Raw genomic sequence first — 22,655 nt, 5'->3', positions numbered from 1 at the left:
CCTTAATTGTAGCTGATTTAGGGGACAAAACAATTAAAGAATCGGTAAAACTTTTAAGGTTCTTTCGTCTCTGCTTGGCGCAAGCAATCGGCACACAAGCCGTATAATTCAAAGTCATGTCCGGTAATCTTGGCCCCCGGTAATTGTTTTTCAAAATAACTAGCATCCCACGGTGGCAGCTTAATTTCAAAAACCTTCCCGCACTTTTGACAAATAAAGTGGTGATGGTGGGGCCGCTCACAGCTAAATTTGACCGCCCGTCCATTAGTTCGCCGGGTAAATTCAACTAGACCTAACTCTTGAAATTCACTTAAGTTTCGGTAAATCGTATTATGGCTAATTCCAGGATAGATTTGCCGCATTTGATCATCTAACTCCGTAATGTCGAGATAGTGATCCGGATGGGCAATTAGTAAATCAACTAGGTGTTGTCGTTGCTTCGTTACCCGATAGTGTCCTTGCTTGAGTGCTTTAATTGCTTGTGCTTTTAAATCATCATTCATCAATTGTCCCCCTTGGGCACTAAAATAGTTGCCATCAGTTGATCTAAACGAGTTTTCGTTTGTGCCCACTCATCATTTTTGATCACGATGGCTTTACCTTGTAAGGTCGTTGGTAAGGTTAAGTCCCGTTGAAATTCCGCACTAGTAAGCCGGGATTGGATCTTTTCCGGATCATCCCCCCGTTGCGCCAAGCGATGACCTAAATCTGTCGTCGGTGAAACCGTCAAGAAGACGACGACAACCTGATCCCCCAGAACCTGCTGATAAGTCGTTGCGCCCTTTGTATCCAACACAATCACGGCCCCGGGGTGGTCAGCAAGCGCTCGCGCAAGGCCTTCTTTTGAAGATCCATACTGATGATGATCGTACACAACCTTTTCTAAAAGGTGTAATTTGGCCATTGAAGCGGGCGTTTCAAAGTAATAGTCCTGTCCATTAACTTCCCCTTGGCGGGGCAACCGGGTCGTATGCGTCACCACCCGGGCGAAATTAAAGTGAGTTTGTAAGTAGGTCTGAACCGTGGTTTTTCCGGTGCCAGCCGCCCCACAAAGAACAATTATTTGTTTCATCTTACTTAGCCGTTAAGTAGGCATTGGCTTCGTCCAATAATTGCTTTAGATTATCGTAAGTTAACCGTTCCCGCGCCGCTTGATAAGGCAACCAGGCCGCGTTTTTAATTTCTGCCGCCTGCAAAGTCAATGCTGCTTGATCCGTTAATTCTGCCGTGAAGAGGGTCATTTCCTTGTGGTTACCATTCGGTAAAGCATACTGGGTGTAAACCGCAAATTGGGTATTAATGGTTAGGGCTAAACTAGTTTCTTCTTTAATTTCACGTTTAGCAGTTGCCAACAGGGTTTCATCCCCTTCAACATGTCCCTTGGGGAACCCCCAGAAATTTCCTTGATTTGTACTTTGAAGAAGTAAGTATTCTAATTGTCCTTGATGATGGCGATAAACCACTGCACCACTGGTCCGTTCTAATGCCATTATTCTTCCTTCCTTTCGTTAACTAATTATCCCTATTTTTACCAAGTTTTCGCAGAAAAGCAAGTTTCCCTGCTAGATCACGTCCAACCTTATCGTAATCATTACCATTGAAGTCAGCCAGCCCCTTTTTCGTTACTACAAAAGCCAAAACTTTGGGAGGAGCGAAAATTAGGATTACCCGGCGCCCTTTATCATTGACTTCTCATCAAAATTTAATTAAACTAGGAGAGACTAATTAATCAACCCCCAATGGAGGTAGTTTGTAAATGAATCTTTTTCGGAAAGAAAGTCTCGAACGTTATTTAGGGACGGACCAAAAATTTGTTAAGTCACTAACGGCGTTTGACTTAATTGCCCTGGGTGTCGGCGCCGTGATTGGAACCGGGATCTTTATCCTTCCCGGGACGGTAGCAGCCACCGATGCTGGCCCGGGGGTAATCCTATCCTTCTTCTTGGCCGCGATTGTCTGCGCTTTAGCCGGAATGTGTTACGCTGAATTTTCGTCCGCCTTACCCGTGGCCGGAAGTGCCTATTCTTATGGAAACGTGATTTTCGGTGAAATTATCGGTTGGATCTTGGGCTGGTCCCTAATTTTGGAATATATGTTGGCAGTAGCGGCCGTTTCAACGGGGTGGGCGGCCTACTTTAATTCCTTACTAGCCAGTGTCGGGATTAAAGTTCCCACCGCACTTAGTGGTCCCTTTGATCCCGCTCACGGAACTTATATCAATCTGATTGCGGTCATTATCGTCTTAGCAATTACGGCGATGTTGGCGCATGGAATGAACACCTCAATGCGGATTAACAACATTGCCGTGGTCCTCAAAATTGCTATTATCGTGATCTTCATTGCGGTTGGGGTTTTCTTTATCAAGCCGGGCAACTATCACCCCTTCTTGCCTTACCACATCACTGGGGTCTTCCAAGGGGCGACGACGGTTTTCTTTGCCTTCCTGGGATTTGATGCCATTTCGTCTTCTGCTGCCGAAGTTAAAAACCCCCGGAAAAATATGACAACCGGGATCATCGGTACCTTGTTGATCGCAATAGTCCTGTACATGGGGGTTGCCGCGGTCTTGGTTGGGATGGTTAAGTATACCAAGCTAGATGTTGCCAACCCGGTTGCCTTTGCCCTTGAAATGGTCCACCAAAGCTGGTTGGCTGATGTGCTATCCATTGGGGCTTTAATCGGTATGTTCACCATGATGGTTACCATGATTTACTCCAGTTCGCGGTTAGTTTACTCTATCGGCCGGGACGGGATGTTACCAACCTTTCTCGCCAAGCTTGATCCCCACACTAGTGTGCCCCAAAATGCCCTTTGGGTAGTAGCCTTAATCATCGCCTTCATGGGCGGGCTAGTTTCCCTTGACCACTTAACTAGTTTGGTTAATATTGGGACTTTATTAGCCTTCACCTTCGTTTCCTTTGGGATTATCCCCTTGCGGCACAACCGGGAAATCTCCAACCAAGGCGGTTTTAAGGTGCCCCTTTATCCAGTTTTCCCAATTCTTTCTGGCGTGGCTTGTTTAGCAATGATGTGTCTATTAAAGAAAGAAACTTTTATTGGGGCCGGAATCTGGTTTGCGATTGGATTGTTACTTTACTTTGGCTACGGTTACCGCCACAGTAAACTAAATCGCTAATTTTTACCCTCATTATCGTTAACAGTGCGATAATGGGGGTAATTATTTTTCCCAGGAGGATTTTTTATGCGGAACAATCAATTTGCAATTCAACCTACGACGCCGGCTGAACGACAAGCCGAACTCAAAGCCCTTCGTTTGCTACCTGACGACTGGCAAGCCTTAACCCCCAAGGCCCTACTCAAACATTTTTTGGTTACTAGTCATCCGGCGGCTAAAACTGCCACTAGTGCTAACCAATGGTTAAATGGTCTGGCCGCCACCAAAGACCAATCTGTCATGGCCTGGCTAACGAGTGATGACCCGCTAACAACGCCAATTTTTGACCTTATCGCCTTACAATTACTTCACTTTATTCCAGAAGTTGATTATCAGGTAACGGCGCCGGTAGCTGCGGTTGAAAAAATCAGGCTTCCCCTCCTTGATCCAACTAGCTGGAATGTCGCAACAGTTACGGATGCCTTTTACCAGCTCCTAATTAGCCGGAATAACAATGGTTATCGGCATTTAGATCAGTTAGTCGCCGATGGGGCCTTAGCCTGGACGTATCAACTGCCGGCTACGGAAAAGCCCCTCATCTTTAACGGTCAACCAATTGCCTGTTTTGACCCCGCAACCTTCATCCGCGAGGTAGTTTATGTTGAAACCGACCTTGATACTGACTTTGACGGCCATGCCGACCTCGTTAAAGCTGAAATTATCCGGCCAGTCGAAAGTAACCACGGCCTAAAAGTCCCAGCAGTTTTCACCGCCAGTCCTTACAATCAAGGAACCAATGATGCTTGGGGGGAAAAAGTAACCCATCAGGTTAACCATCCCCTTACCCATAAGTTAACTAGCGACCAGGCGCCAGCTGAACTGCACTTCCCTCAACCACAGTCTTATCAAACCATCACGGGGGAAGCTTCTCAGGCTACAGAAACCTTCAGTGAAACCCCCAGCTATACCTTAAATAATTACTTAGCGGCCCGGGGGTACGCCATTGTTTACGCTGCCGGAATTGGAACCAAAGATTCCGATGGTCTCCAAACCTGCGGGTCTCCTGAGCAAACAGCTAGTATGCAAGCAGTCGTGGAATGGCTTCACGGTGATCGCCAGGCCTTCACTGACCGGACCAGTGGCCAATTAATCAAGGCCGCCTGGTGTAATGGCCACGTGGGGATGACGGGGCGTTCTTATTTAGGGACCCTTTCCACAGCGGTCGCGACGACTGGCGTTGCTGGCCTTAGCGCCATCGTTTCAGAAGCTGCCATCTCCAGTTGGTATGACTACTACCGCGAAAATGGTCTTGTCATGGCTCCCGGTGGTTTCCAAGGTGAAGACGCTGATGTTTTGGCGGCCGAAACCTTTAGTCGGACGGAAAATTTAGCCGACTACCTTAAAATCAAGCCCACCAATGATCACTACCTCCACCAAATGGCCCGCGCCCAAGACCGGGAAACCGGGAACTACAACGCTTTTTGGGCCGCGCGGAATTACCGGCCCCAAATCAAGAACATTCAGTGTCCGGTAATGATGGTCCACGGTTTAAACGATGATAACGTCAAGCCTAATCAAGTTAAGGCGCTTTATGATGGCTTAAAGGCCAATGGAATTCCTGCTAAAATTATTCTGCATCAAGGAAAACACATCTATATTAACGCCTTCCAATCCCTTGACTACAGCGAAATGATTAATCTTTGGTTTGCTAAACATTTATGGCGGTTTGATAATCAGGCCGATGAAGTCCTACCAGCCGTTCTGGTTCAGGATAATTACACCCCGCAAACTTGGCGGACCGTTAACGATTGGGACGGCGTAAAAACCACCCACTTTAACTGGGGCACAGGATGCCTAACCCCGAAAGCCGTTGAAGCCACTACCCAATTCTTTACCGACGGTCATCCGGCGGAGCAATATCAAGCCTGGTGTCACCACCCTAACCAATGGCAACAAGCCCTCTTAGCTGATAACGGGAGTTTTAGTGCTCATTTCCGGACCGCAAATATTTCCCAGAAAATAACTTACCGGGGAACCCCACATGTTCATGCGCGCGTAAAGGTAAACGCTGATCATGGCCTGCTTTCGGCTTTCTTAGTCGATCGTGGGCTTACCAAACGCCTAACCGTCAGTCCCGTTACCATTAATCCCCGGAGCTTACGGGCTGGCTTCCATTTTGGTAGTGATGATCTTCGCGAATTTAAACTAGCTAGCCAAGTTAGTCCTGCTAAGGTAATATCTTTTGGGCACATCAATCTCCAAAATCGCCATTCAGCTAGCCAGGTTGATGACCTTCAGCCAAATCAGTTTGTCGACGTTGACTTCCCCCTCCAACCGATTTTCCATCGACTACCAGCTAATCATCAACTAGAACTAATCATCTTCGCAACTGATTACCAAATGACCCTCCGGGGAAATGAACCTTTAACCTACACGCTTGATCTAGCTAACTGTTGGTTAGAAGTCCCCCGCGATTAACTTGCCGATTCCACTTTCAGAAGCGTATACTAACTTTTATACGCTTTTGGGAAAGAGGGATTAATTTATGCGTACTGGTACGAAAATTTTGACACTTGACAATGGTTATCACCTTTGGACAAACACCCAAGGAACCGGTAAGATCCACTTGCTAGCTCTCCATGGTGGTCCTGGTGGCAATCACGAATACTGGGAAGATACGGCTCAACAATTAAAGAAACAAGGGCTCGACGTTCAAGTTCACATGTACGACCAACTAGGATCACTTTACTCTGATCAACCGGATTACAGTGATCCAGCCATCGCTGATAAGTACCTTACTTACGAATACTTCTTAGATGAAGTTGAAGAAGTACGGCAAAAGCTCGGTATCGATAACTTTTACTTAATTGGTCAAAGTTGGGGTGGGCTCTTAGTTCAAGAATATGCTGTTAAATACGGGCAACACTTGAAGGGGGCCATTATCTCCTCAATGGTTGATGAAATCGACGAATATGTTGACCACGTTAACAAGTGCCGGGAAGCAATTTTACCGGCTGCAGAAGTCGCCTTCATGAAGGAATGTGAAGCCAAAAACGACTACGCTAATAATCGTTACCAACAAGACGTTCAAGTTCTAAACGAAAACTTCGTCGATCGGAAACAACCATCTAAACTCTACCACTTAGCTGATATTGCCGGGTCCGCTGTTTACAACGCCTTCCAAGGCGACAACGAATTTGTCATCACTGGGAAGCTCAAGGACTGGCACTTCCGGGACCAACTCAAAAATATCAAGGTACCAACCCTCTTAACCTTTGGGGAACATGAAACCATGCCCCTCGATACGGCGAAGACGATGGCATCCTTGATTCCTAACTCCAAGCTGGTAACCACGCCAAATGGTGGTCACCACCACATGGTCGATAATCCCGACGTTTACTACAAACACCTTGCCGATTTCATTAAGCAAGTTGAAGCAGGAACGTTTAATAACTAATCTTAGAAAAGAGGATGGGAAAAAAGCTCCTTGACGGCCTGGTTGGGATAAGAAGAACGAAGGTTGATTCATTAGAATCGACCTTTCGTTCGCACTTATCCGCTAAGGCCGTGCTTTTTGACCTTAGTTACTGAGTAACATTCGGAGATGACAAAGAGGGTGGGAAGAAACTTGAGTTTCTTCCCACCCTTTTTTTACTACTCAGCAACCACAGTTAACATAGTGTTTCCCGCTAGTCACACTATATTTAACCTCTTTAGTATTCACTCGGTCCCCATGCTTCTCTTGGATCAATCACTGGGTGAGGGGTTGCTTGAGCTCGTTTGGATTGACCAAGGTCACCCTTTGCTAATTTGGCTGTATGTTCGCTTAAAAAGAAGCCACCCCACTTTTTAATTCCTGGATCTTGATATTCATACTTAAAGAAATGGCTAGCAATTCGTTGGCTTTCTTCTTCACTAAAAATTGGCATTTTCATCAAGAACACTTCTTTCTTAATTGATTTCTATTTTCGATTTATGTTCGATTTTAATATATTATTGTTCTTTGTTTTTGTCAATATCATTTTAAAACGAAAATTTGGTCAACTATCTCTTAATTTTCTGCTATGATTCGAAATCGTGGCTTATTTTAAGGGGTTCTGTGATAAAATAGTTGGCGTTAAACTATTTCCCGGGAAAACTGGGGAACGCCTCGTTACTCAATTCAGTAGCGAAATAAAATGTTTGTGAGGAACCACCCGAAATGAAAAAACTAGGGAACTTCGTCAGTACCCGGATTGGGTTCTTTGCCCTCTTAATTATTCTTTTTTGGGCCAAGACCTTATTTGCCTATGTAACTGACTTTAAACTTGGGGATACGAGTTTTGTTCAAGGCTTAATTACCTTTTTTAATCCCCTCGCAACCACCATTATTCTTTTAAGTATTGGCCTTTATTTCAAGCGTTCACGCTTCTTTTATCCCGTAGTAATGGGACTCTACATCGCCAATACTGTTTTGTTGTACCTCAACGTTATCTACTTCCGGGAATTCACCGATTTTATGACCATCGCTACGATGACCGGCTACTCGAAGGTTAACCAAGGGCTATCAGCGTCATCATTAGCCCTAACCAACATCCACGATATTTTCTACTGGTTAGATATTATTGTAATCTTACTATTGATGCTCTTTCGAAAGATCAAATTTGATCCCCGCGCAATTGGCCACCGGTTGGCTTTTGCGGCCACCTCAGTCGGGATTCTCTGCTTAGGGCTTAATATCATGGTTGCTGAATTTAGCCGGCCCCAGTTACTTGGGCGGACCTTTGACCGGACTTACATCGTTAAGTACTTAGGGGTGGATACTTTTACCGGTTACGATTTAGTTCGTTCTCAACATACTTATACGATGCGAAAATCCGCTACTAAGTCCCAACTGGAAAAGGTCAAGAAATTCACGGATCAGCTCTACGCCAAGCCAAACGATAAACTCTTTGGTATTGCCAAGGGGCGGAACGTGATCATAATTCACCTCGAAAGTTTCCAACAATTCTTGATTGACCGGAAGATCAACGGCCAAGAAGTAACCCCGTTCTTAAATTCTCTCTACCACAGTAATAGTACTTATGCCTTTAGTAATTTCTTCCACCAAGTCGGCCAAGGAAAAACTTCCGATGCCGAAAACATGTTAGAAACCAGTACTTTTGGCCTTCCCCAAGGATCGTTATTTGCAACCTTAGGGAGTGACAATACCTTTGAAGCGGCGCCGGCAATCCTCGAACAGCGGGCCGGTTATACCACTGGGGTCTTCCACGGAAACGTCGCCTCCTTCTGGAACCGGAACAACGTTTATAAAAACCTACCTTATCAGTATTTCTTTGATGCTTCTTATTATGACACTTCTGGTGACAAGGCCACCGGTTATGGGTTGAAAGATAAGCTCTTATTTGCGGATTCTGTAAAATACCTTGAACACTTACAACAACCTTTCTATGCTAAGTACATCACCGTTACGAACCACTTCCCTTATGAATTAGATAGTGAAGATAAAGATCCAAACTTCACTACTACCAATACCGGGGACACCAACGTTGATAACTACTTTGTCACTGCTCACTATCTTGACCAAGCTGTGAAGGAATTTTTCACTTACTTACAAAAGTCGGGACTTTACAAAAATTCAATCATCATGATTTATGGTGACCACTACGGGATTTCCAATTCCGAAAACAAGAATTTAGCCAGTGTCTTGGGTAAGTCGAGTGAAGATTGGAATGACTATGACAACGCGATGCTACAACGAGTTCCATTAATGTTTGTCATTCCTGGAACTAACCAAGGGAAGATTTATAACACGTATGGTGGCGAAATCGATGTCTTACCAACGCTCTTGCACTTACTTGGGATCTCTACGAAACGTTACATTATGTTTGGGACGGACCTCTTTAGTTCCCAACATAAGCAAGTTGTTGCCTTCCGAAACCAAGATTTTGTAACCCCAAAGTATACCAGTGTTAATGGTACGATTTACGATACCACCACTGGCAAAATTGCTAAGCTTACCGCTAAGCAACAAAAACAAGTCGAAAAGGACCAGGATTTCGTTACTAAAGAACTCCACCTTTCCGATTCCTTAAACCAAAAGAACCTATTACGGTTCTACGATCCAAAGGGCTTTACTCCGGTTAAAGCTAACGACTATAACTACTCAAATGGTTTGCAAAAAGCCGAGAAGATTGAAAAAGAAAAGGGAAGTAAGTCAACCAGTCTTTATTCCGAAAATGGCAATAAGACCACTGCTAACCTATACTCTACCGATGCACCGGAAGTAAATCACTCTTCAACTAGTTCAAACCGGATTAAGATTACTAATCCTGATAGTAATAACTAGTTACTTTAGCGAAGCAAAAAACCGACCAGGAATTTTCTCCCTAACCGTTTTTTTTATATGATAAAGTTAATTACATTACGGCAACATCCTGTGCAACCCGGGAAATAGTTCACAACTTCATCGACGAACTATGCATGGCCATCCGCTTCTTAGGGTAGAGGGCTTTAGCAAGACTAGTTACAGCGACAGGGGCTTCCCCAAAGCCGTTCGCAATTAAGGCTACTTTCCCTGGATACGTAACCCCATCGCCAATTGCGTATACCCCTTCAACGCTAGTTTGCATGGTTGAATCAACCGTAATTAAATTATGGTCGCTCGCTAAATCCAAGTCCCAATCCTGCAAAGCAGCGTTATTAGAAGTAAAACCGTAGTTAACCAAAACCTTATCCGTAGTAATGGTCAGCTCGGCTTCACTCTTCATTTTCTTCAAGGTTATCTCAACCTTACCATTTGCTTGGCCGCTAATTGCCTTTGGTAAGTATGGCGTTAACAATTGAACTTTAGAAGCTTTCAAATCCGAAACTGTCTTTGGCAAAGCCCGGAATTGATCCCGCCGGTGAACTAAGCTAACTTGCTTGGCAATCGGTTCTAACATTAAGGCCATATCAATTGCGGAGTCGCCTCCGCCAAGGACGACAACTTCTTTATCAGCATACTCATCCTTCTTAGTCACAAAGTAATCGAGTTGCTCCTTACTTAAGTGATCAACCCCTTCGAGAGCCAAGGGCCGCGGGGTAAAGGCCCCTTTCCCCAGGGCGATTAAAATTGCCTTGGCCCGGGAAGTTCCAGTAGCAGTGGTAACGATAAAGGTCCCATCGGCTTCCTTTTGAACGTTGGTTACGGTTTGCCCGAGCACGGTATCAATCGGCGCCACTGCCATTTGGGATTGCAAATCCACTGCTAATTGGCGACCAGTGACCCCGGCTTTCCCAGCAACATCCCAAATCTTTTTTTCGGGATACAAAGCAGCCGGTTGCCCCCCTAAGGTTGGGAGTGCTTCAATTAATTGTGCCTTTAACTCGTGTAACCCACAATAAAAAGCCGCAAACATTCCGGCCGGTCCCCCACCAACAATAACAACATCATAAATTTTTTCTTCCATCATTTTGCCTCGCTCACTTTAAATCTACCGTGCTTTCATTGTATCATTAGCATCAAAAGGGAGCAAAAAACGGAAATTTCCGATTGTAATCCTTTTCATTATTAGTTATTATTAAGAGGTAAAACGTTACTACTCTCAAAAACTGATTATATTCTTTGGAGGGACTTATCATGGCACAAAAGAAAATGATTCTTGACTTGGACACTGGGGTGGACGATGCTTTAGCAATTGCTTACGCCGTTGCGGCTCCTGATGTTGATTTGATTGGGATTGTTTCTTCATACGGAAACAACCTCCTCAACGTTTGTGCACAAAACAGCTTGAAGCTTTTGGAATTACTTGGCCAACCAGACGTTCCAGTTTTCTTGGGTCTGCCACACTCCAGCACAAGCGACCACTTTGATGTAATGCAAGTTTCCAAGGATATCCACGGGAACAACGGGATTGGAGAAGTCGAACTTCCAGAACCAAAGCGGCAAGTAGAAGCACAATCGGGGGTTGACTTTTACATCGAAGCTGCTCACAAGTATGGGAAGGACTTAATCATCATCCCAACTGGGCCAATGACCAACTTGGCGGCGGCTCTTGAAAAGGATCCTGAAATTGCCCACTTAATTGGGAATGTCACTTTCATGGGTGGGGCGTTAACGGTTGAAGGGAACGTAACTGACGTTGCCGAAGCCAACATCAATCAAGATGCTAAGGCTGCTAACACGGTCTTGACCAGTGACTTACCACTAACGATGGTTGGCCTTGATGTTACTTTGCGGACCCTCTTAACCAAGAAAGAAACCCAACAATGGCGGGAACTTGGGACTAAGGCCGGAAAAGCTTACGCTGATATCACCGACTTCTACATCGATGCTTACTATAACCTCGACATCGACAAGCATGGTTGTGCCCTTCACGACCCACTCGCCGTTGGAGTTTCCCTCGACCCAAGTTTTATTCAAACGATTAGCCTCTTCATGAAGGTAATCTACGATGAACACAACTACGCTCGGACGGTCGGTGACAAGGACAAGTTGAACGATCCTAACCCAAACGTTAAGGTTGCCGTTAATGTTGATAAGGATCGCTACTTGGCTACCTTCATGGACCTTTTAACGAACCTCTTCAAAGAACATTAGGATAATTTTATCTAAATAAACATCATTTAAACTTATTTGACCGTGAGAGGACGAGAAGAAACCTTGGTTTCTCCTCGTCCTCTTTTTCATCTCCGAATGTTACTCAGTAACTAAGGTCAAAGCAGTAGCTGAATGGCAGTTACTTTCCTAACGGTCGCACCAACCTATTCAGCCTTGCATGGGCTCACAAACGCCAAACCAGTTGGCTGGTTCGCTCCAAATCACGGCCTTAGCGGATAAGTGCGAACGAAAGGTCGATTCTAATGAATCAACCTTCGTTCTTCTTATCCCAACCAGGCCGTCAAGGAGCTTTTTTCCCAACCTCTCTACTTTTTACCTATTTAATCCACTTTCCGTGGTCTAACATTAGCAGCCAATTTAGTGATGCTTTTTCAATCCACGGTACGTGGTGTTTAAATTGGACTGATTGTTATAATCTATCCATAAGTTATCCACAAGTTTTCAACTTTTCCACCAAATTATTGTGGATAAATCATTACTTTTCCCCAGCTTGGTTATGGTTAATGATGATTTTGATAGCTAAATTCACAATTCGTGTTCTTCAAAGTTTTCCACAATCTGTTAATTATGGTGCGTCACTAGTGACCTTATTTGTCAATTGGAAGCGAATTCGTTATAATATGCTTATCAATACCATGTCTGGGGTGCCTTTGGCTGAGATAATACCCATTTAACCTGATCTGGTTAGTACCAGCGTAGGGAGTTACATTCGGTGAATCGGCAAAAGATAGATTTAACCCGCACCCCGCAGGCTTTCTGTTGGGGTGTTTTTTGTTGGCGTGGATTGAAATTTATTTCCACAAGGGGGACATTTCGATGTCAAAACGTTATCAACTCAAGGAAGTTATTTTGTTGGCTTTGATTGGAATCATTTTCGGGGTCATCTACTATGCCGGTGACTTCTTATATAATGGTCTCTCCATAGTTTTAACCCCAGTTGGCTTGGGACCAATGGCCAACGATATCACAATGGGGCTTTGGTGCATGGCTGGTCCAATGGCGGCGATGCTTCTCCGGCGACCGGCCGCTTCCTTTCTCGGTGAATTTTTAGGAGCGGCTGGGGAAATGTTCTTAGGGGGCCAATGGGGAGCTTCCAACCTGATCTCTGGTTTTGTCCAAGGGGTCGCTAGCGAACTTGGGTTTACCCTTACGGCTTATAAGCACTTTGATTGGTTTGGGTTAACTACTTCAGCACTCACTTCAACTTTCATTACTTTTGGGTGGGACTGGTTCCGGAATGGTTATGCTCACTTTAGTTTGCAACTGAATTTGATTTTACTGATTGCTCGCTTTGTTTCGATGTTTATTTTCTGCGGGGTCCTCGTTAAGTTAGTCGCTAATCTCTTAGAACGGGCCCATGTGATTAAGACCAATTAAAATGACCCAAGCAATTGAAATCCACAACCTCAGTTTTAGTTACGAACCGCAACTCCCAGTTTTAAAAGTAGCTGATTTAACCATCCCCCGGAAAACGATGACCCTCCTTTATGGGCCTTCCGGGAGCGGCAAATCCACCCTCTTAAAAATTCTGGCCGGTCTGTTACCCAAATACGGTGGTCAACTTGATCCTGGAAGTGAAATTAGCCTCAAAGCAACCGAAGCCGCGATGATGTTTCAAGATCCAAGCCTCCAATTTGCGATGGATACTCCCTGGCACGAAGCAGAGTTTGCCTTAGAAAACCTGCAAATTCCACCTGTAGAAATGCCGGCCCGGATTCAAGCGGCGTTTGCGACCGTTGAAATCAGTCACCTCGCCCACCGGCAATTTGCCACCCTCTCAGGCGGAGAAAAACAACGGGCGGCCTTGGCAGTAATTATTGCGATGCAAAAACCAGTGATCCTCTTAGATGAGCCCTTCGCTAGCCTGGATCCGGTTAATCGTAAGCGCCTGTTACAGCAACTTCAAAGCCAAGTTGAGGCCGGCAAAACTGTGATTATCGCGGACCATGATTTAAGCAATTACCAGGCCGTTAGTCCTAACGTGATTCAATTTGGAACCGACCATCAAACACAGGTTTTAACCAGCCAAGCAGTCCGGCAATTACTAGTAGCAGCAAATCAGCAACCGGTGATTCCAGCCAAACCAGCTGCACAATTTCCGGCAATTTTGACTGGAACAAATCTTAAAATTACCCAACCCAACCAAGTTTTAATCGATCAAGCCCACTTTCAACTCCCGGAAAACCAAATTAGTCTTTTAACCGGTGAATCCGGGAGCGGGAAGTCAACCTTGCTCAAGGTTCTGGCCAAACTCGGGACCTATCAAGGAAGTTTACTTTACGCGGGCCAAGAACTCCGCAAATATTCTGCCCGGCGTTGGGGCCGGAAGTGTGGTTTGGTTTTCCAACATGCCGCGGATCAATTTTTAAACGTAACTGTAGCGGAAGAACTAGCCTTGAGCCAAAAACAAGGGCGCCATCCCTATTTCACACCAGCTAACCTCCAAAATGCCCTCACTAAATTGGGGTTAGCCGATTTGACAGATCGGGTGGTCTATTCCCTTTCTGGTGGCCAACAAAAGAAGTTACAAATTCTGATAATGCTAATGATGGGCCAACCCCTCTTACTCCTTGACGAACCTTTTGCTGGCTTAGATGCTAAATCAGCTCAGACTATCCGAGAATTAATTGATGCTTGCCAAGCCACGGCTCCCGCTACCATCCTCGTCGTTTCTCACCAATTAAATGGTCTGGCAGATTGGGTGGATTGCCACTTTAAATTGCAAAACCAACACTTAGTTGATCGTGGGGAGGTGCTAGCATGAATCCCAGTTTAAAACTTGCCTTAGTGCTGTTAATTTCCCTGGAGGTTTCCTTTACCCAAAAGTTGGGCATTAACTTAATCCTAATTATGATCGGACTCAGCTTAGTCCTCAAGACCCGGCCCAGTGGGTTAACCTTAGTCCGCCTAATCGCAATTCCGGCCATTCCTGCTGCCACCTTAGCAATTACCATTGGGGCCTTTTCTCCAGGCCACGACTGGTTCTTTGCGGCAGTCCTTGCTTCTCGGATCTACGTCTATGTCTGCTTAGGAAGTGCCGTAACTTTAGCAACGACACCATTGGAGCTTGCCCGCTCCTTAGAACAAAACTGTCACCTTTCCGCCAAGTTTGCTTATGGGACCTTAGCCGCCATCAATCTGGTTCCGCGAATCATCAGTGCGGTGAAAACCATCCGCGCAGCTGGTCAAATGCGGGGCTTAACCCTTTCTTTTTGGTCACCCCAATTGTATTTTAAAGCGATTTTAAGCGCCCTGACTTGGTCAGACCAAGTCGCCCAAGCCATGGAATCGCATGGCTTTGTTGATGATCAAGCGCGGACAACGGCCCACCAAATTCGGATCACTGCACGGGACTGGGTAATCTTGGTAGTAAGTTTAGCGTTAGTTCAAGGGGGCTTAATTGCCCTTCCGTAAGTTAATTTGGTAAAATATAATTATCAATTACTTACTAAGGAGGACATGATGAAACCAACTTTTTCCCCAATTGATACACTGAGCCGGTTAATGGCCAGTATTTGTTATTTTAGCGTTCTTTTCATGCCGGTAGTCTTGCCATTAATTGCTTGGCTGGTTGCCCGGTTAATGAGCAACCCCAATGAGGCCGTGGCTTACCACGCTAAACGGGCCTTTTGGAGTCAAGTCATTCCCGCAATTTTCGGAATCTTTGCCCTCCTATTAATTACGGGAATTGGCTTTTCAACTGACTTTAATAGCTGGGCCCTTTCCGGTTTAAGTATGGCCTTATTAATTCTAGCCGGTTTAATTGCGGCGGGATTATGGGTCTATAATATCGTGATGGCCATCTTGGTTTTATTAGACCGTTAACGAAAACCCAAGCGGATTACGTGAAGATTTCTTCTCATAACCCGCTTTTTTTAGCGGTTGGAAAGGACCGCCTATCTTCAATTTTGCTCTTCGTTGCTGGATAATCGAAATGTTTAATTAAGGAGGAATTTTATGTCAACGATCCTTGGGATCATCACTTTAATTGTGGCGGTGGTGATCGCGAATATTGCTCACCTGTTTTATCCCCGCTTACCGCTAGCGGTTTACCAAATTTTCATTGGGATTATCTTTGCCATCTGGCCCACCATCCCAACCTTTGAATTAGAACCAGAAACCTTTTTGCTCTTAATCATTGCCCCGTTAATGTTTAATGACGGCCAAAATGCTTCGTTCCGGGCCCTTTCCAAAAACGTTAAACAAATTCTCTCGATGACCGTTTACTTAGCAATTTTTACCGTTCTCGTTGCTGGCCTTGGACTACACGCCGCCGTACCCGCTTTTACCTTACCCTTGGCCTTTATGTTGGCAGCAATCATTACTCCAACCGATGCGGTGGCCGTTAAATCGCTAACCACGGGGGTGGCAATGCCGAAAAAGGTTCACCAAACCTTAGAGCACGAGTCTCTGTTTAATGACGCCTCCGGTTTGGTCCTCTTTAGTTTAGCAGCAACCAGTTTATCCTCCGGCAAATTCTCGTTCTTGACTAGTATCTCGACCTTTCTCTACGTCTTTATCGGCGGGATTTTAATTGGGGTGATTACCGGTTGGCTAATTATCGAACTCCGCCTCTTTTTAATGCGGACAAATGTAGATATTGGCCAGATTGTCATCCCGATGAACCTAATGACCCCGATTGTGGTTTACTGGCTAGCCGAAGAAGTCCATACTTCCGGTATTTTAGCGGTGGTGGCGGCCGGGGTAATGCACAGCCTGTTAAATGATCGGCTCCGCTTAACTTCAACTAAGGTTCAGATCGCTACCACCACCCTCTGGCAAATTGTAAGTGATACCTTAAACGGGATTGTCTTTGTTTTCTTAGGCCTAAGTTTACCGCAAGTTTTAGGGGCAACGACGCCCCAAGGATTAGGTACCTTAATCGTCATTGCAGTTTGCCTTTACTTACTAACCGCCGGAATCCGTTATTTGTGGGCACGGTTAAACTTCGTTGATCTGCAAGGCCAGCCAACCCAACAATCCAAAGCCGCCCTTTTACTCGCCCTCGGGGGAATTCACGGGACGATTACCTTGGCCTTAGCCTTCTCAATTCCCCTGACCGTTAAGGGAGCTCCGTTAGGCTTGCGGAACACGATGATCCTGATTGCGGCCTTGGTCATCTTAATTAGTATTACCGTTGGGGCAATTGCCTTTCCCAAAATCCTCCCACCAAAGAAAAAGAGCTATACCCGGGCCGAGTTTCGAAACTCGCTAATCCAAACCGTCCAAGCAGCGATTAACCGGATTAACGAGCAAACTACCCATCCCCTTGAACGGGCCGCCGTAATTGACCAGCTTAGTTCCCAAATGAGCCTAACTTACCAGATCAATCCTACGGTCTACCAACAATTGCTGGAAGAGTGTTATGAAGTGGAAAGCAACATGTTAGACGAACTGAGCCAAACCGACGAGTTTAGTCCGTTTACTCTCAAACTTTATGCCCGGTTAATTACCCAAAACCTCACCAGCCATTCCCACCTTGGCCTTCGTTCCTTACACCGGACGATCATTCAACGCCTAAAGTGGCGACGGATCCAACGGCGGTTCCGGGTTGTCCAAGCCACATTAGCGAACGACGAAATCCAAAAAGCCCTTCGGACGCTTCTCGCCCGGACTACTTGGGCAGTTAACAACCACCTCAACCAGGTTCAAACCGCCCAAAACGATAATGAAGTGATCATGGTCCGGCGCCTCTACTTAAACCGCATTCGGACGTTTGGCCGCCACCACCAACTCGATAACGAGATCATGCACCAGCTCTTTGTAACCGCCTTTCAGGATGAACACTCCGCCATCCAACAAGCCCTCGCCGACGGTGAAATCAACAGCGACCTCGCCAAAGCCCTCAATGAGCACATTTCCGTTGATGAGTTGGTGTATATGCAATCGGCATAAGCAGCTTCTGTGATGATAGGTACAACTGGCGTAGCGGGATAGCTTAGCTAATTTCAAAGAAACTTGGAATAGCACACCAACTAAATTGGGGATGCGCCTCGATCGGCAAAATAAAAAATGACCCTGTACAGATCCACCAGATCTGTGCAGGGGCATTTTTTATGATTTAAAGTATATATTCTTAAACGAGGACTTAATAATTCGGTAAGTTAACTTACTTTTACCTTTGTAAGTCCAAGAACGGATTAGTTTACCATCCTGGTCATACTCTAAGACTTGCTTTTTCGCACCAGCAGCAACAATCAAGTGATGACCGTACTGTTGGACGTTACTTACGTAGCTCGAGGCTGGCACTCGTTTAGCGGCTACTAAACGGTAAGTTCTCTTTTTCTCATCAACTAAATACCGATAGTACATCGAGTATTTATTGGTTACCCGGTTACCATTGGCGTCCTTTTTAAAGAACTTTGACCAGTTAAAGTTTGGTCGGGAATCCATTAGGTGCGAATTATTATTGAACATAATCAGGTAGTATTGACCCGCCTTCAATTTTTGACTGTGCTGGATCAGTACACTATGTTGGCCAGTTTGACTAACAAAATTACCTAATTTTTTCAGTAACAATTCCGAGTAATTACCGACCCCTTTCCAGAAACTCTGGTCGCTAATTAGATAGGATAATTGGGGGTTCGTACTAGCCTGGCTAATCTTGATAATCGACGAAGTTTCCCGGGAACTAACCAATAATTGGTCATTTTTCATTACCTGAATTGAATTAAGGTGGACTAAGTCATGCTTTCCAGCATTATAGGTATGCTTTTCGAAACCGGTTGCCGTTTTATATAGCGCTGGCAACAAAGTCTGCATATTAATCGTCTTAACAACCTTACCACTTGCAAGCTTAATCTTAATAATTTGATCTTCTACGTACTTGCCGGCGCTTTGTTCCCGTTGTTTACTGGTTGCCAGGGCCCAAACATAATCACCATCCTTACTCAAAACAAAATCATGATGGAACTCATACCCTTGGGTACCAACGTTGATTACTTTTGTAACTTGTCCGAGCCGGTTCACCTGAACCATTTGCGTTCGACTAATGGCATAGATTAACTGATGATCTTGGGTAGTAACTAGTCGCATTGAATTATACCCAAGAAGTGGTAATTCACCACGGATAACTCCGTTGTTATCCATTAAGAGGGTCGAACGCACGGCAGTGGCTTGATTATAAGTCCCACTAGTTTGGTTACCAATTACTGCGAATAACCCGTCACTTAAACTTTGGTTACTCTTTCCGTTTTTAACCCGGTAAGTATTCGAAGCTGTCGATTGTAGCTTTGGGGCAACGTAGGTAAAGGTCTTTTTACTGGTTTGCCCATCCTCAGTGGTAGTTGTGATCGTAATCCGGTTCTTTACCCCACCAACCGCACCGATTAACTGAAAAGTATGGCGCTTGGTATACGTACCCTTAGGGTTATAGACCGACTTAGTGTATTTATCATAGCCAGTTGCTTGGATCGTGTAGGTTACCCTCACCGCCTGGGGAGTCTTGAAGGCAACGTAGAGACTAGTTGTATTGGTTAAATATGGATTGGAAACCACTAATGGTGACTGAAAAGAATATTGATGCTTAGCTTGTAGTCTCCTTAATTGCTTAGTAAGCTTCGCCTGATTCTTCGTTGAGTATACATCATTAAGGCTTTTGATCCTCAGCTGAGTATAATCCAGCTGTTTGACAATTCCGTTTGCTTTCGTTAGTTGGTTAATATGCCAATGCTTTTGTAAGCTTGCATCATCAACTTGGCGATGGAGATAGTAGTATCCTCCACTACCAAGCATTACCAATAAACTAACAATAATTATTCCCAACCGTTTTCGCATTTGATCACCCCTAATTTATCATTGCTTTAATGAGGTTGATCAGCATTTTACGGAAACAAATTGAAAGTTCGCCGAAGTATTTAGGGAGGAGAATGTGAAAGCGTCTGAAAAAAAGGTGACTATCATGGCTTTTTTTCGAAGCTAGAATTTAAAAAAGCCACCAAGAACGGTCCTAAACATCGACAGTTCTTGGTGGCTAAGCTAGTTTAAGATTTTTATTAGCTTATTTATCCGCTTCCTTCACCGCATAAAAGTTACCAGCTGGAGATTGGAAAGCAAAGTTCGGGAAAGGCTCATTATTAATTGGAGAAACCAGGTCACTAACTTTCTTAATTAGTTGGTAGGTTGCTTGGAGGTCGGCTACTTCAAAGAGCATGCTTGGTTGGTTGTCGACAACTTCGGGGGAAGCTTTTTTGATAAAGTCCCGATCGTAGACAATTAAGGTTAAAGTGGCTTCTGGCGCCGTCTTCATGGCAAAGTATGGAACCGGGCCATCACATTCATCGATAATAATTTGAAAGCCAATTGCTCGCCAGAAGGCACATTCAGCAGCAAGGTCATCAACGTACAACATAACGGAAGTATTTTTAGCAAACATGATTCTCTCCTTTAATTTCCCGGGAAATTATTTTACGTATTGGTTTAGGAATTTAACGATGTGGTTTTGGTAAGCTTTCTGCGCCGTCGCATACGAGGAAGCGTGTTTAGCCTTGGGAACTACCCAAAGTTGCTTAGGCCCCTGCGTAGCGGCATAGTTTTGATACACCATCTTGGTTGGGACAAAGGTATCCTTGGCTCCATGAATAAAAAGCATCGGTCGGTGGTTATGATGTAAGGAAGTAATCGCTGAAGCGCTCTGCGTGAAGAAACCATTTTTGATGCGGTTAATGCCACTCAAGGCTAATTCAATTGGTTGGCGAACCCCGTTTGGAATGTGGTATAAGTTACCTGCTTCGTAATCGAGCTCCGCTTGCAAACTTGAATAACCACAGTCTTCAATAAACGCTTTGACCTGACTCGGCAGCTTAATCCCACTCGTCATCATCGTGGTTGCTCCCCCCATACTAACACCGAACATCACAATTTGGCTCTGTTGGCCGTTCTTTTGAATAAGGCGATCAATCCATTTCCGTTCATCAAAGCGCTCTGGCCAACCATAGCCGATATATTTCCCCTGGCTTTGGCCGTGGGCCCGAGCATCAGGCATTAAGACGTTGTAACCAAGTTGATGAAAAAGGTAGGCATAGGCTCCCATACTTTCCTTATTTTGCATAAAACCATGGGCAATCAAAACGCTCTTCCGACTTGGGTGCGCTGCCGGAAGATAATCGGCGACTAACTGATAATTACCACTTGCCGAAGTAATGTGCCAAGTCTGTTTCTTAGCGCTTTTAAACCACCGCTTTTGGTGATAAAGGGGATCACTTTTTTTCAAAACTTGATTTGGGCTGTGAACAAACGACTTATGACTCGGTACCATGGCGACATTAAAAAAATAAGCTCCGGCAACGAAGTTTAGTATGATATAAAAAATAGCCAAGCCCAGCAACCAATGCCACCACCGGTGCGTTTTCTTTGCTTTCTCCATCTTCTCAATATCCTTCTCTCAAAACTTCCGTTAGTTTACCATAATTTAAGAAAATTCGCATATTTTCCACGTTCCGTGGTTATTAATGTTAAAATAATAAGGTAAAGGATGTGACGACATGTTTCCAGAACGATTACGGGCCCTTCGCCGAGGCCAAAAAATTACTTTACGCGAACTCGCCAATGAATTAAATAAGAACTTGGGACCAAACGAAAAGCCTAATTCCGTTTCGCAAATTGGTAATTGGGAACGCGGAATCCGGACCCCCTCCTACGTTGAAGTCCGCAAGTTGGCAGAATTTTTCGATGTTAGTATGGACTATCTAAGTGGTAAATCCGACCACAATGATTATGACCTAGGAAAACTCTTTTTTTCCAGTCGGGATCTTAGTTTTAACCATACGGTTTTAACCACCGAAGACCGGTATGAAATCTTCCAACTAATCGATGGCTACTTAAAGGGGAAGGATAATCGTCGTTCCACGACGAATGTTGATAGCCTCCAAGAAGAATTGAACTTAAAATTTAAAGACTAATGAAGAAAAAACAACTCCAACGCTTAAAAAAGCAACTTAAAAATAGTAAAAAATCACCACGTCAAGTAAAGCCGACTTCCTATATTGGTCAAATTACTCACTATGCTGAACTTTTTAGTGATTTCCCCCAAATCAAATACTTAACCAATAATGTCATCGAAGCCGACCGGCTATTAAAGCAGGGACTGCTACCTCAACCATTACCAAAATTACTTTTACCCGATAATATCCAGGACGTGATTTTCCAATTTTTGAATGATCGCTACCCCCAAGGTGACCACCAGGGCGATGTGCTTTGGGAAAAATATTCAGCGGCCCTGCCCAAATTAGATAAACTCCTCCGGGACTTCCGTGATTATCTTGAAAATACTTATGGAATGTGGTCCTACACTAATTTTGCCTTTATTAACGCTCTTTCCCAATACCTAGATGGTCAACCAGTGCTCGAAATCATGGCCGGGAATGGTTATATTTCTAAGGGTCTTCGCGACAAAAATCCCTTACAGACGATCTACACGACGGATAGTAAAGCCTGGGTAAAAGAAAATGAAACCGGTAAACACCCCGTCACCGAGGTAGAAACTCTCACGGCAGTGGCTGCCATTCAAAAATATGGTCAGCAAGTAAAGTTCGTCATTATGTCGTGGGCACCTGATAAAGATGAAAACGATTATCAAATTCTCAAACTACTTCGGGAACAATTTCCTAACGTTCGTCTTTTGGTGATCGGCGAACGCAACGGGGCAACAAACTCAAAGCGCTTCTGGCAGCTAGCCCAATTGAGTCAACCTGCGGAACTAAAAGCGATTAATCAAGCATTAACCAGCTTTGACCTTATCGATGAACAAGTGTACTTGGTTGAATAATTTTTCAATATCCGATCTTTTAAAACTGAACTAATTTAGTTTTGAAAGATCTTTTTTTCGTTATTTTTGATTGATTAGCTGACAAAGGAAAACCCTAAAAAGCGAATATCGACCGTTTAATTTTACATTTTTTAGGGTTTTTACTAATAATCCAGTTCCATCGTTTATCAATTATGGTATACTACAAATTGTAT

General features: G+C 44.6%; 20 protein-coding genes and 1 riboswitch. Of the genes, 12 read left to right on the top strand and 8 right to left on the bottom strand.

Going from position 1 to position 22,655, the window contains the following annotated elements; all coding sequences use genetic code 11:
* Positions 1-53: 53 nt before the first annotated feature.
* From GTO83_RS01010 to GTO83_RS01000, 3 genes are read right to left on the bottom strand one after another with little or no spacing between them, the layout of a single operon-like run.
* Positions 54-503, bottom strand: a complete 450-nt coding sequence (locus GTO83_RS01010; protein WP_180871327.1) for a Fur family transcriptional regulator — start codon at positions 501-503, stop codon at positions 54-56.
* Positions 503-1,072 (bottom strand): AAA family ATPase, encoded by a 570-nt coding sequence (locus GTO83_RS01005; protein ID WP_180871326.1) that lies wholly within the window; start codon positions 1,070-1,072, stop codon positions 503-505. Before GTO83_RS01005 ends, GTO83_RS01010 begins: the two co-directional genes overlap by 1 nt.
* Before the next feature lies 1 nt (position 1,073).
* A complete protein-coding gene (locus tag GTO83_RS01000; RefSeq protein ID WP_180871325.1) occupies positions 1,074-1,490 on the bottom strand; it encodes a bis(5'-nucleosyl)-tetraphosphatase in 417 nt (138 codons plus the stop codon).
* A gap of 266 nt (positions 1,491-1,756) precedes the next feature.
* On the opposite strand from GTO83_RS01000, the gene GTO83_RS00995 reads away from it, so the two are divergent.
* The 3 genes from GTO83_RS00995 (at position 1,757) to GTO83_RS00985 (ending at position 6,572) form a co-directional block, all read left to right on the top strand.
* On the top strand, positions 1,757-3,136 hold the full coding sequence (locus GTO83_RS00995) for an APC family permease (RefSeq protein WP_255463134.1): 1,380 nt from the start codon (positions 1,757-1,759) through the stop codon (positions 3,134-3,136).
* A gap of 66 nt (positions 3,137-3,202) precedes the next feature.
* Positions 3,203-5,593, top strand: coding sequence for a Xaa-Pro dipeptidyl-peptidase (locus tag GTO83_RS00990; protein WP_180871324.1), 2,391 nt, complete (start codon positions 3,203-3,205; stop codon positions 5,591-5,593).
* Between the two features lie 67 nt (positions 5,594-5,660).
* Positions 5,661-6,572, top strand: coding sequence for a proline-specific peptidase family protein (locus tag GTO83_RS00985; protein ID WP_180871323.1), 912 nt, complete (start codon positions 5,661-5,663; stop codon positions 6,570-6,572).
* 256 nt (positions 6,573-6,828) lie between these two features.
* On the opposite strand, the gene GTO83_RS00980 is transcribed toward GTO83_RS00985, so the two are convergent.
* Positions 6,829-7,050 carry a hypothetical protein gene (locus GTO83_RS00980; protein WP_180871322.1) on the bottom strand — a complete coding sequence of 74 codons (222 nt, stop codon included), beginning with the start codon at positions 7,048-7,050 and terminating at the stop codon, positions 6,829-6,831.
* A gap of 266 nt (positions 7,051-7,316) precedes the next feature.
* Here GTO83_RS00980 and GTO83_RS00975 point away from each other — a divergent pair, with 266 nt between their 5' ends.
* Complete coding sequence (locus GTO83_RS00975; protein ID WP_180871321.1) at positions 7,317-9,443, top strand: LTA synthase family protein; 2,127 nt, start codon at positions 7,317-7,319, stop codon at positions 9,441-9,443.
* Between the two features lie 109 nt (positions 9,444-9,552).
* On the opposite strand, the gene GTO83_RS00970 is transcribed toward GTO83_RS00975, so the two are convergent.
* Positions 9,553-10,545, bottom strand: coding sequence for an NAD(P)/FAD-dependent oxidoreductase (locus GTO83_RS00970; RefSeq protein ID WP_180872081.1), 993 nt, complete (start codon positions 10,543-10,545; stop codon positions 9,553-9,555).
* A 170-nt stretch (positions 10,546-10,715) separates the two neighbouring features.
* Between GTO83_RS00970 and GTO83_RS00965 the strand changes: the two genes are divergently transcribed.
* The 6 genes from GTO83_RS00965 to GTO83_RS00940 all read left to right on the top strand — a co-directional run bounded on the left by GTO83_RS00965 (position 10,716) and on the right by GTO83_RS00940 (position 17,591).
* A complete protein-coding gene (locus tag GTO83_RS00965) occupies positions 10,716-11,675 on the top strand; it encodes a nucleoside hydrolase (RefSeq protein WP_180871320.1) in 960 nt (319 codons plus the stop codon).
* Positions 11,676-12,326: 651 nt separating this feature from the next.
* A riboswitch (TPP riboswitch) is annotated at positions 12,327-12,415 on the top strand.
* A 97-nt stretch (positions 12,416-12,512) separates the two neighbouring features.
* Positions 12,513-13,073 (top strand): ECF transporter S component, encoded by a 561-nt coding sequence (locus GTO83_RS00960; RefSeq protein ID WP_180871319.1) that lies wholly within the window; start codon positions 12,513-12,515, stop codon positions 13,071-13,073.
* Position 13,074: 1 nt separating this feature from the next.
* Complete coding sequence (locus GTO83_RS00955; RefSeq protein ID WP_180871318.1) at positions 13,075-14,460, top strand: ATP-binding cassette domain-containing protein; 1,386 nt, start codon at positions 13,075-13,077, stop codon at positions 14,458-14,460.
* Positions 14,457-15,110, top strand: coding sequence for an energy-coupling factor transporter transmembrane protein EcfT (locus GTO83_RS00950; RefSeq protein ID WP_180871317.1), 654 nt, complete (start codon positions 14,457-14,459; stop codon positions 15,108-15,110). Before GTO83_RS00955 ends, GTO83_RS00950 begins: the two co-directional genes overlap by 4 nt.
* A gap of 48 nt (positions 15,111-15,158) precedes the next feature.
* A complete protein-coding gene (locus tag GTO83_RS00945) occupies positions 15,159-15,521 on the top strand; it encodes a DUF4870 domain-containing protein (RefSeq protein ID WP_219634232.1) in 363 nt (120 codons plus the stop codon).
* 132 nt (positions 15,522-15,653) lie between these two features.
* On the top strand, positions 15,654-17,591 hold the full coding sequence (locus GTO83_RS00940) for a sodium:proton antiporter (protein ID WP_180871315.1): 1,938 nt from the start codon (positions 15,654-15,656) through the stop codon (positions 17,589-17,591).
* A gap of 159 nt (positions 17,592-17,750) precedes the next feature.
* Here the strand turns inward: GTO83_RS00940 and GTO83_RS00935 are convergent, their stop codons facing one another.
* The 3 genes from GTO83_RS00935 to GTO83_RS00925 all read right to left on the bottom strand — a co-directional run bounded on the left by GTO83_RS00935 (position 17,751) and on the right by GTO83_RS00925 (position 21,060).
* Positions 17,751-19,472 (bottom strand): aryl-sulfate sulfotransferase, encoded by a 1,722-nt coding sequence (locus GTO83_RS00935; protein WP_180871314.1) that lies wholly within the window; start codon positions 19,470-19,472, stop codon positions 17,751-17,753.
* Positions 19,473-19,695: 223 nt separating this feature from the next.
* Positions 19,696-20,070, bottom strand: coding sequence for a glyoxalase (locus GTO83_RS00930; protein ID WP_180871313.1), 375 nt, complete (start codon positions 20,068-20,070; stop codon positions 19,696-19,698).
* A gap of 27 nt (positions 20,071-20,097) precedes the next feature.
* Positions 20,098-21,060, bottom strand: a complete 963-nt coding sequence (locus GTO83_RS00925; RefSeq protein WP_180871312.1) for an alpha/beta hydrolase — start codon at positions 21,058-21,060, stop codon at positions 20,098-20,100.
* Between the two features lie 118 nt (positions 21,061-21,178).
* Between GTO83_RS00925 and GTO83_RS00920 the strand changes: the two genes are divergently transcribed.
* Positions 21,179-21,595, top strand: a complete 417-nt coding sequence (locus GTO83_RS00920; protein ID WP_180871311.1) for a helix-turn-helix domain-containing protein — start codon at positions 21,179-21,181, stop codon at positions 21,593-21,595.
* Positions 21,595-22,461, top strand: coding sequence for an SAM-dependent methyltransferase (locus tag GTO83_RS00915; RefSeq protein ID WP_180871310.1), 867 nt, complete (start codon positions 21,595-21,597; stop codon positions 22,459-22,461). Before GTO83_RS00920 ends, GTO83_RS00915 begins: the two co-directional genes overlap by 1 nt.
* Positions 22,462-22,655 lie beyond the last annotated feature (194 nt).

It is taken from the genome of Lactobacillus sp. 3B(2020), assembly GCF_013487845.1.
Lineage (GTDB): Bacteria > Bacillota > Bacilli > Lactobacillales > Lactobacillaceae > Limosilactobacillus > Limosilactobacillus alvi.
The sequence above is the reverse complement of the archived record's forward strand: the minus strand, read 5'-3'. Positions and strand labels throughout refer to the sequence as shown.

Excerpts from the sequence above, each read along its gene's own strand:
- GTO83_RS00940 (WP_180871315.1), top strand. The coding sequence starts at position 15,654 with ATGTCAACGATCCTTGGGATCATCACTTTAATTGTGGCGGTGGTGATC.
- GTO83_RS00915 (WP_180871310.1), top strand. The coding sequence starts at position 21,595 with ATGAAGAAAAAACAACTCCAACGCTTAAAAAAGCAACTTAAAAATAGT.
- GTO83_RS00930 (WP_180871313.1), bottom strand. The coding sequence starts at position 20,070 with ATGTTTGCTAAAAATACTTCCGTTATGTTGTACGTTGATGACCTTGCT.
- GTO83_RS00935 (WP_180871314.1), bottom strand. The coding sequence starts at position 19,472 with ATGCGAAAACGGTTGGGAATAATTATTGTTAGTTTATTGGTAATGCTT.
- GTO83_RS01010 (WP_180871327.1), bottom strand. The coding sequence starts at position 503 with ATGAATGATGATTTAAAAGCACAAGCAATTAAAGCACTCAAGCAAGGA.
- GTO83_RS01005 (WP_180871326.1), bottom strand. The coding sequence starts at position 1,072 with ATGAAACAAATAATTGTTCTTTGTGGGGCGGCTGGCACCGGAAAAACC.
- GTO83_RS00950 (WP_180871317.1), top strand. The coding sequence starts at position 14,457 with ATGAATCCCAGTTTAAAACTTGCCTTAGTGCTGTTAATTTCCCTGGAG.
- GTO83_RS00970 (WP_180872081.1), bottom strand. The coding sequence starts at position 10,545 with ATGGAAGAAAAAATTTATGATGTTGTTATTGTTGGTGGGGGACCGGCC.
- GTO83_RS00945 (WP_219634232.1), top strand. The coding sequence starts at position 15,159 with ATGAAACCAACTTTTTCCCCAATTGATACACTGAGCCGGTTAATGGCC.
- GTO83_RS00995 (WP_255463134.1), top strand. The coding sequence starts at position 1,757 with ATGAATCTTTTTCGGAAAGAAAGTCTCGAACGTTATTTAGGGACGGAC.
- GTO83_RS00925 (WP_180871312.1), bottom strand. The coding sequence starts at position 21,060 with ATGGAGAAAGCAAAGAAAACGCACCGGTGGTGGCATTGGTTGCTGGGC.
- GTO83_RS00965 (WP_180871320.1), top strand. The coding sequence starts at position 10,716 with ATGGCACAAAAGAAAATGATTCTTGACTTGGACACTGGGGTGGACGAT.
- GTO83_RS00990 (WP_180871324.1), top strand. The coding sequence starts at position 3,203 with ATGCGGAACAATCAATTTGCAATTCAACCTACGACGCCGGCTGAACGA.
- GTO83_RS00975 (WP_180871321.1), top strand. The coding sequence starts at position 7,317 with ATGAAAAAACTAGGGAACTTCGTCAGTACCCGGATTGGGTTCTTTGCC.
- GTO83_RS00980 (WP_180871322.1), bottom strand. The coding sequence starts at position 7,050 with ATGAAAATGCCAATTTTTAGTGAAGAAGAAAGCCAACGAATTGCTAGC.
- GTO83_RS00920 (WP_180871311.1), top strand. The coding sequence starts at position 21,179 with ATGTTTCCAGAACGATTACGGGCCCTTCGCCGAGGCCAAAAAATTACT.
- GTO83_RS01000 (WP_180871325.1), bottom strand. The coding sequence starts at position 1,490 with ATGGCATTAGAACGGACCAGTGGTGCAGTGGTTTATCGCCATCATCAA.
- GTO83_RS00985 (WP_180871323.1), top strand. The coding sequence starts at position 5,661 with ATGCGTACTGGTACGAAAATTTTGACACTTGACAATGGTTATCACCTT.
- GTO83_RS00955 (WP_180871318.1), top strand. The coding sequence starts at position 13,075 with ATGACCCAAGCAATTGAAATCCACAACCTCAGTTTTAGTTACGAACCG.
- GTO83_RS00960 (WP_180871319.1), top strand. The coding sequence starts at position 12,513 with ATGTCAAAACGTTATCAACTCAAGGAAGTTATTTTGTTGGCTTTGATT.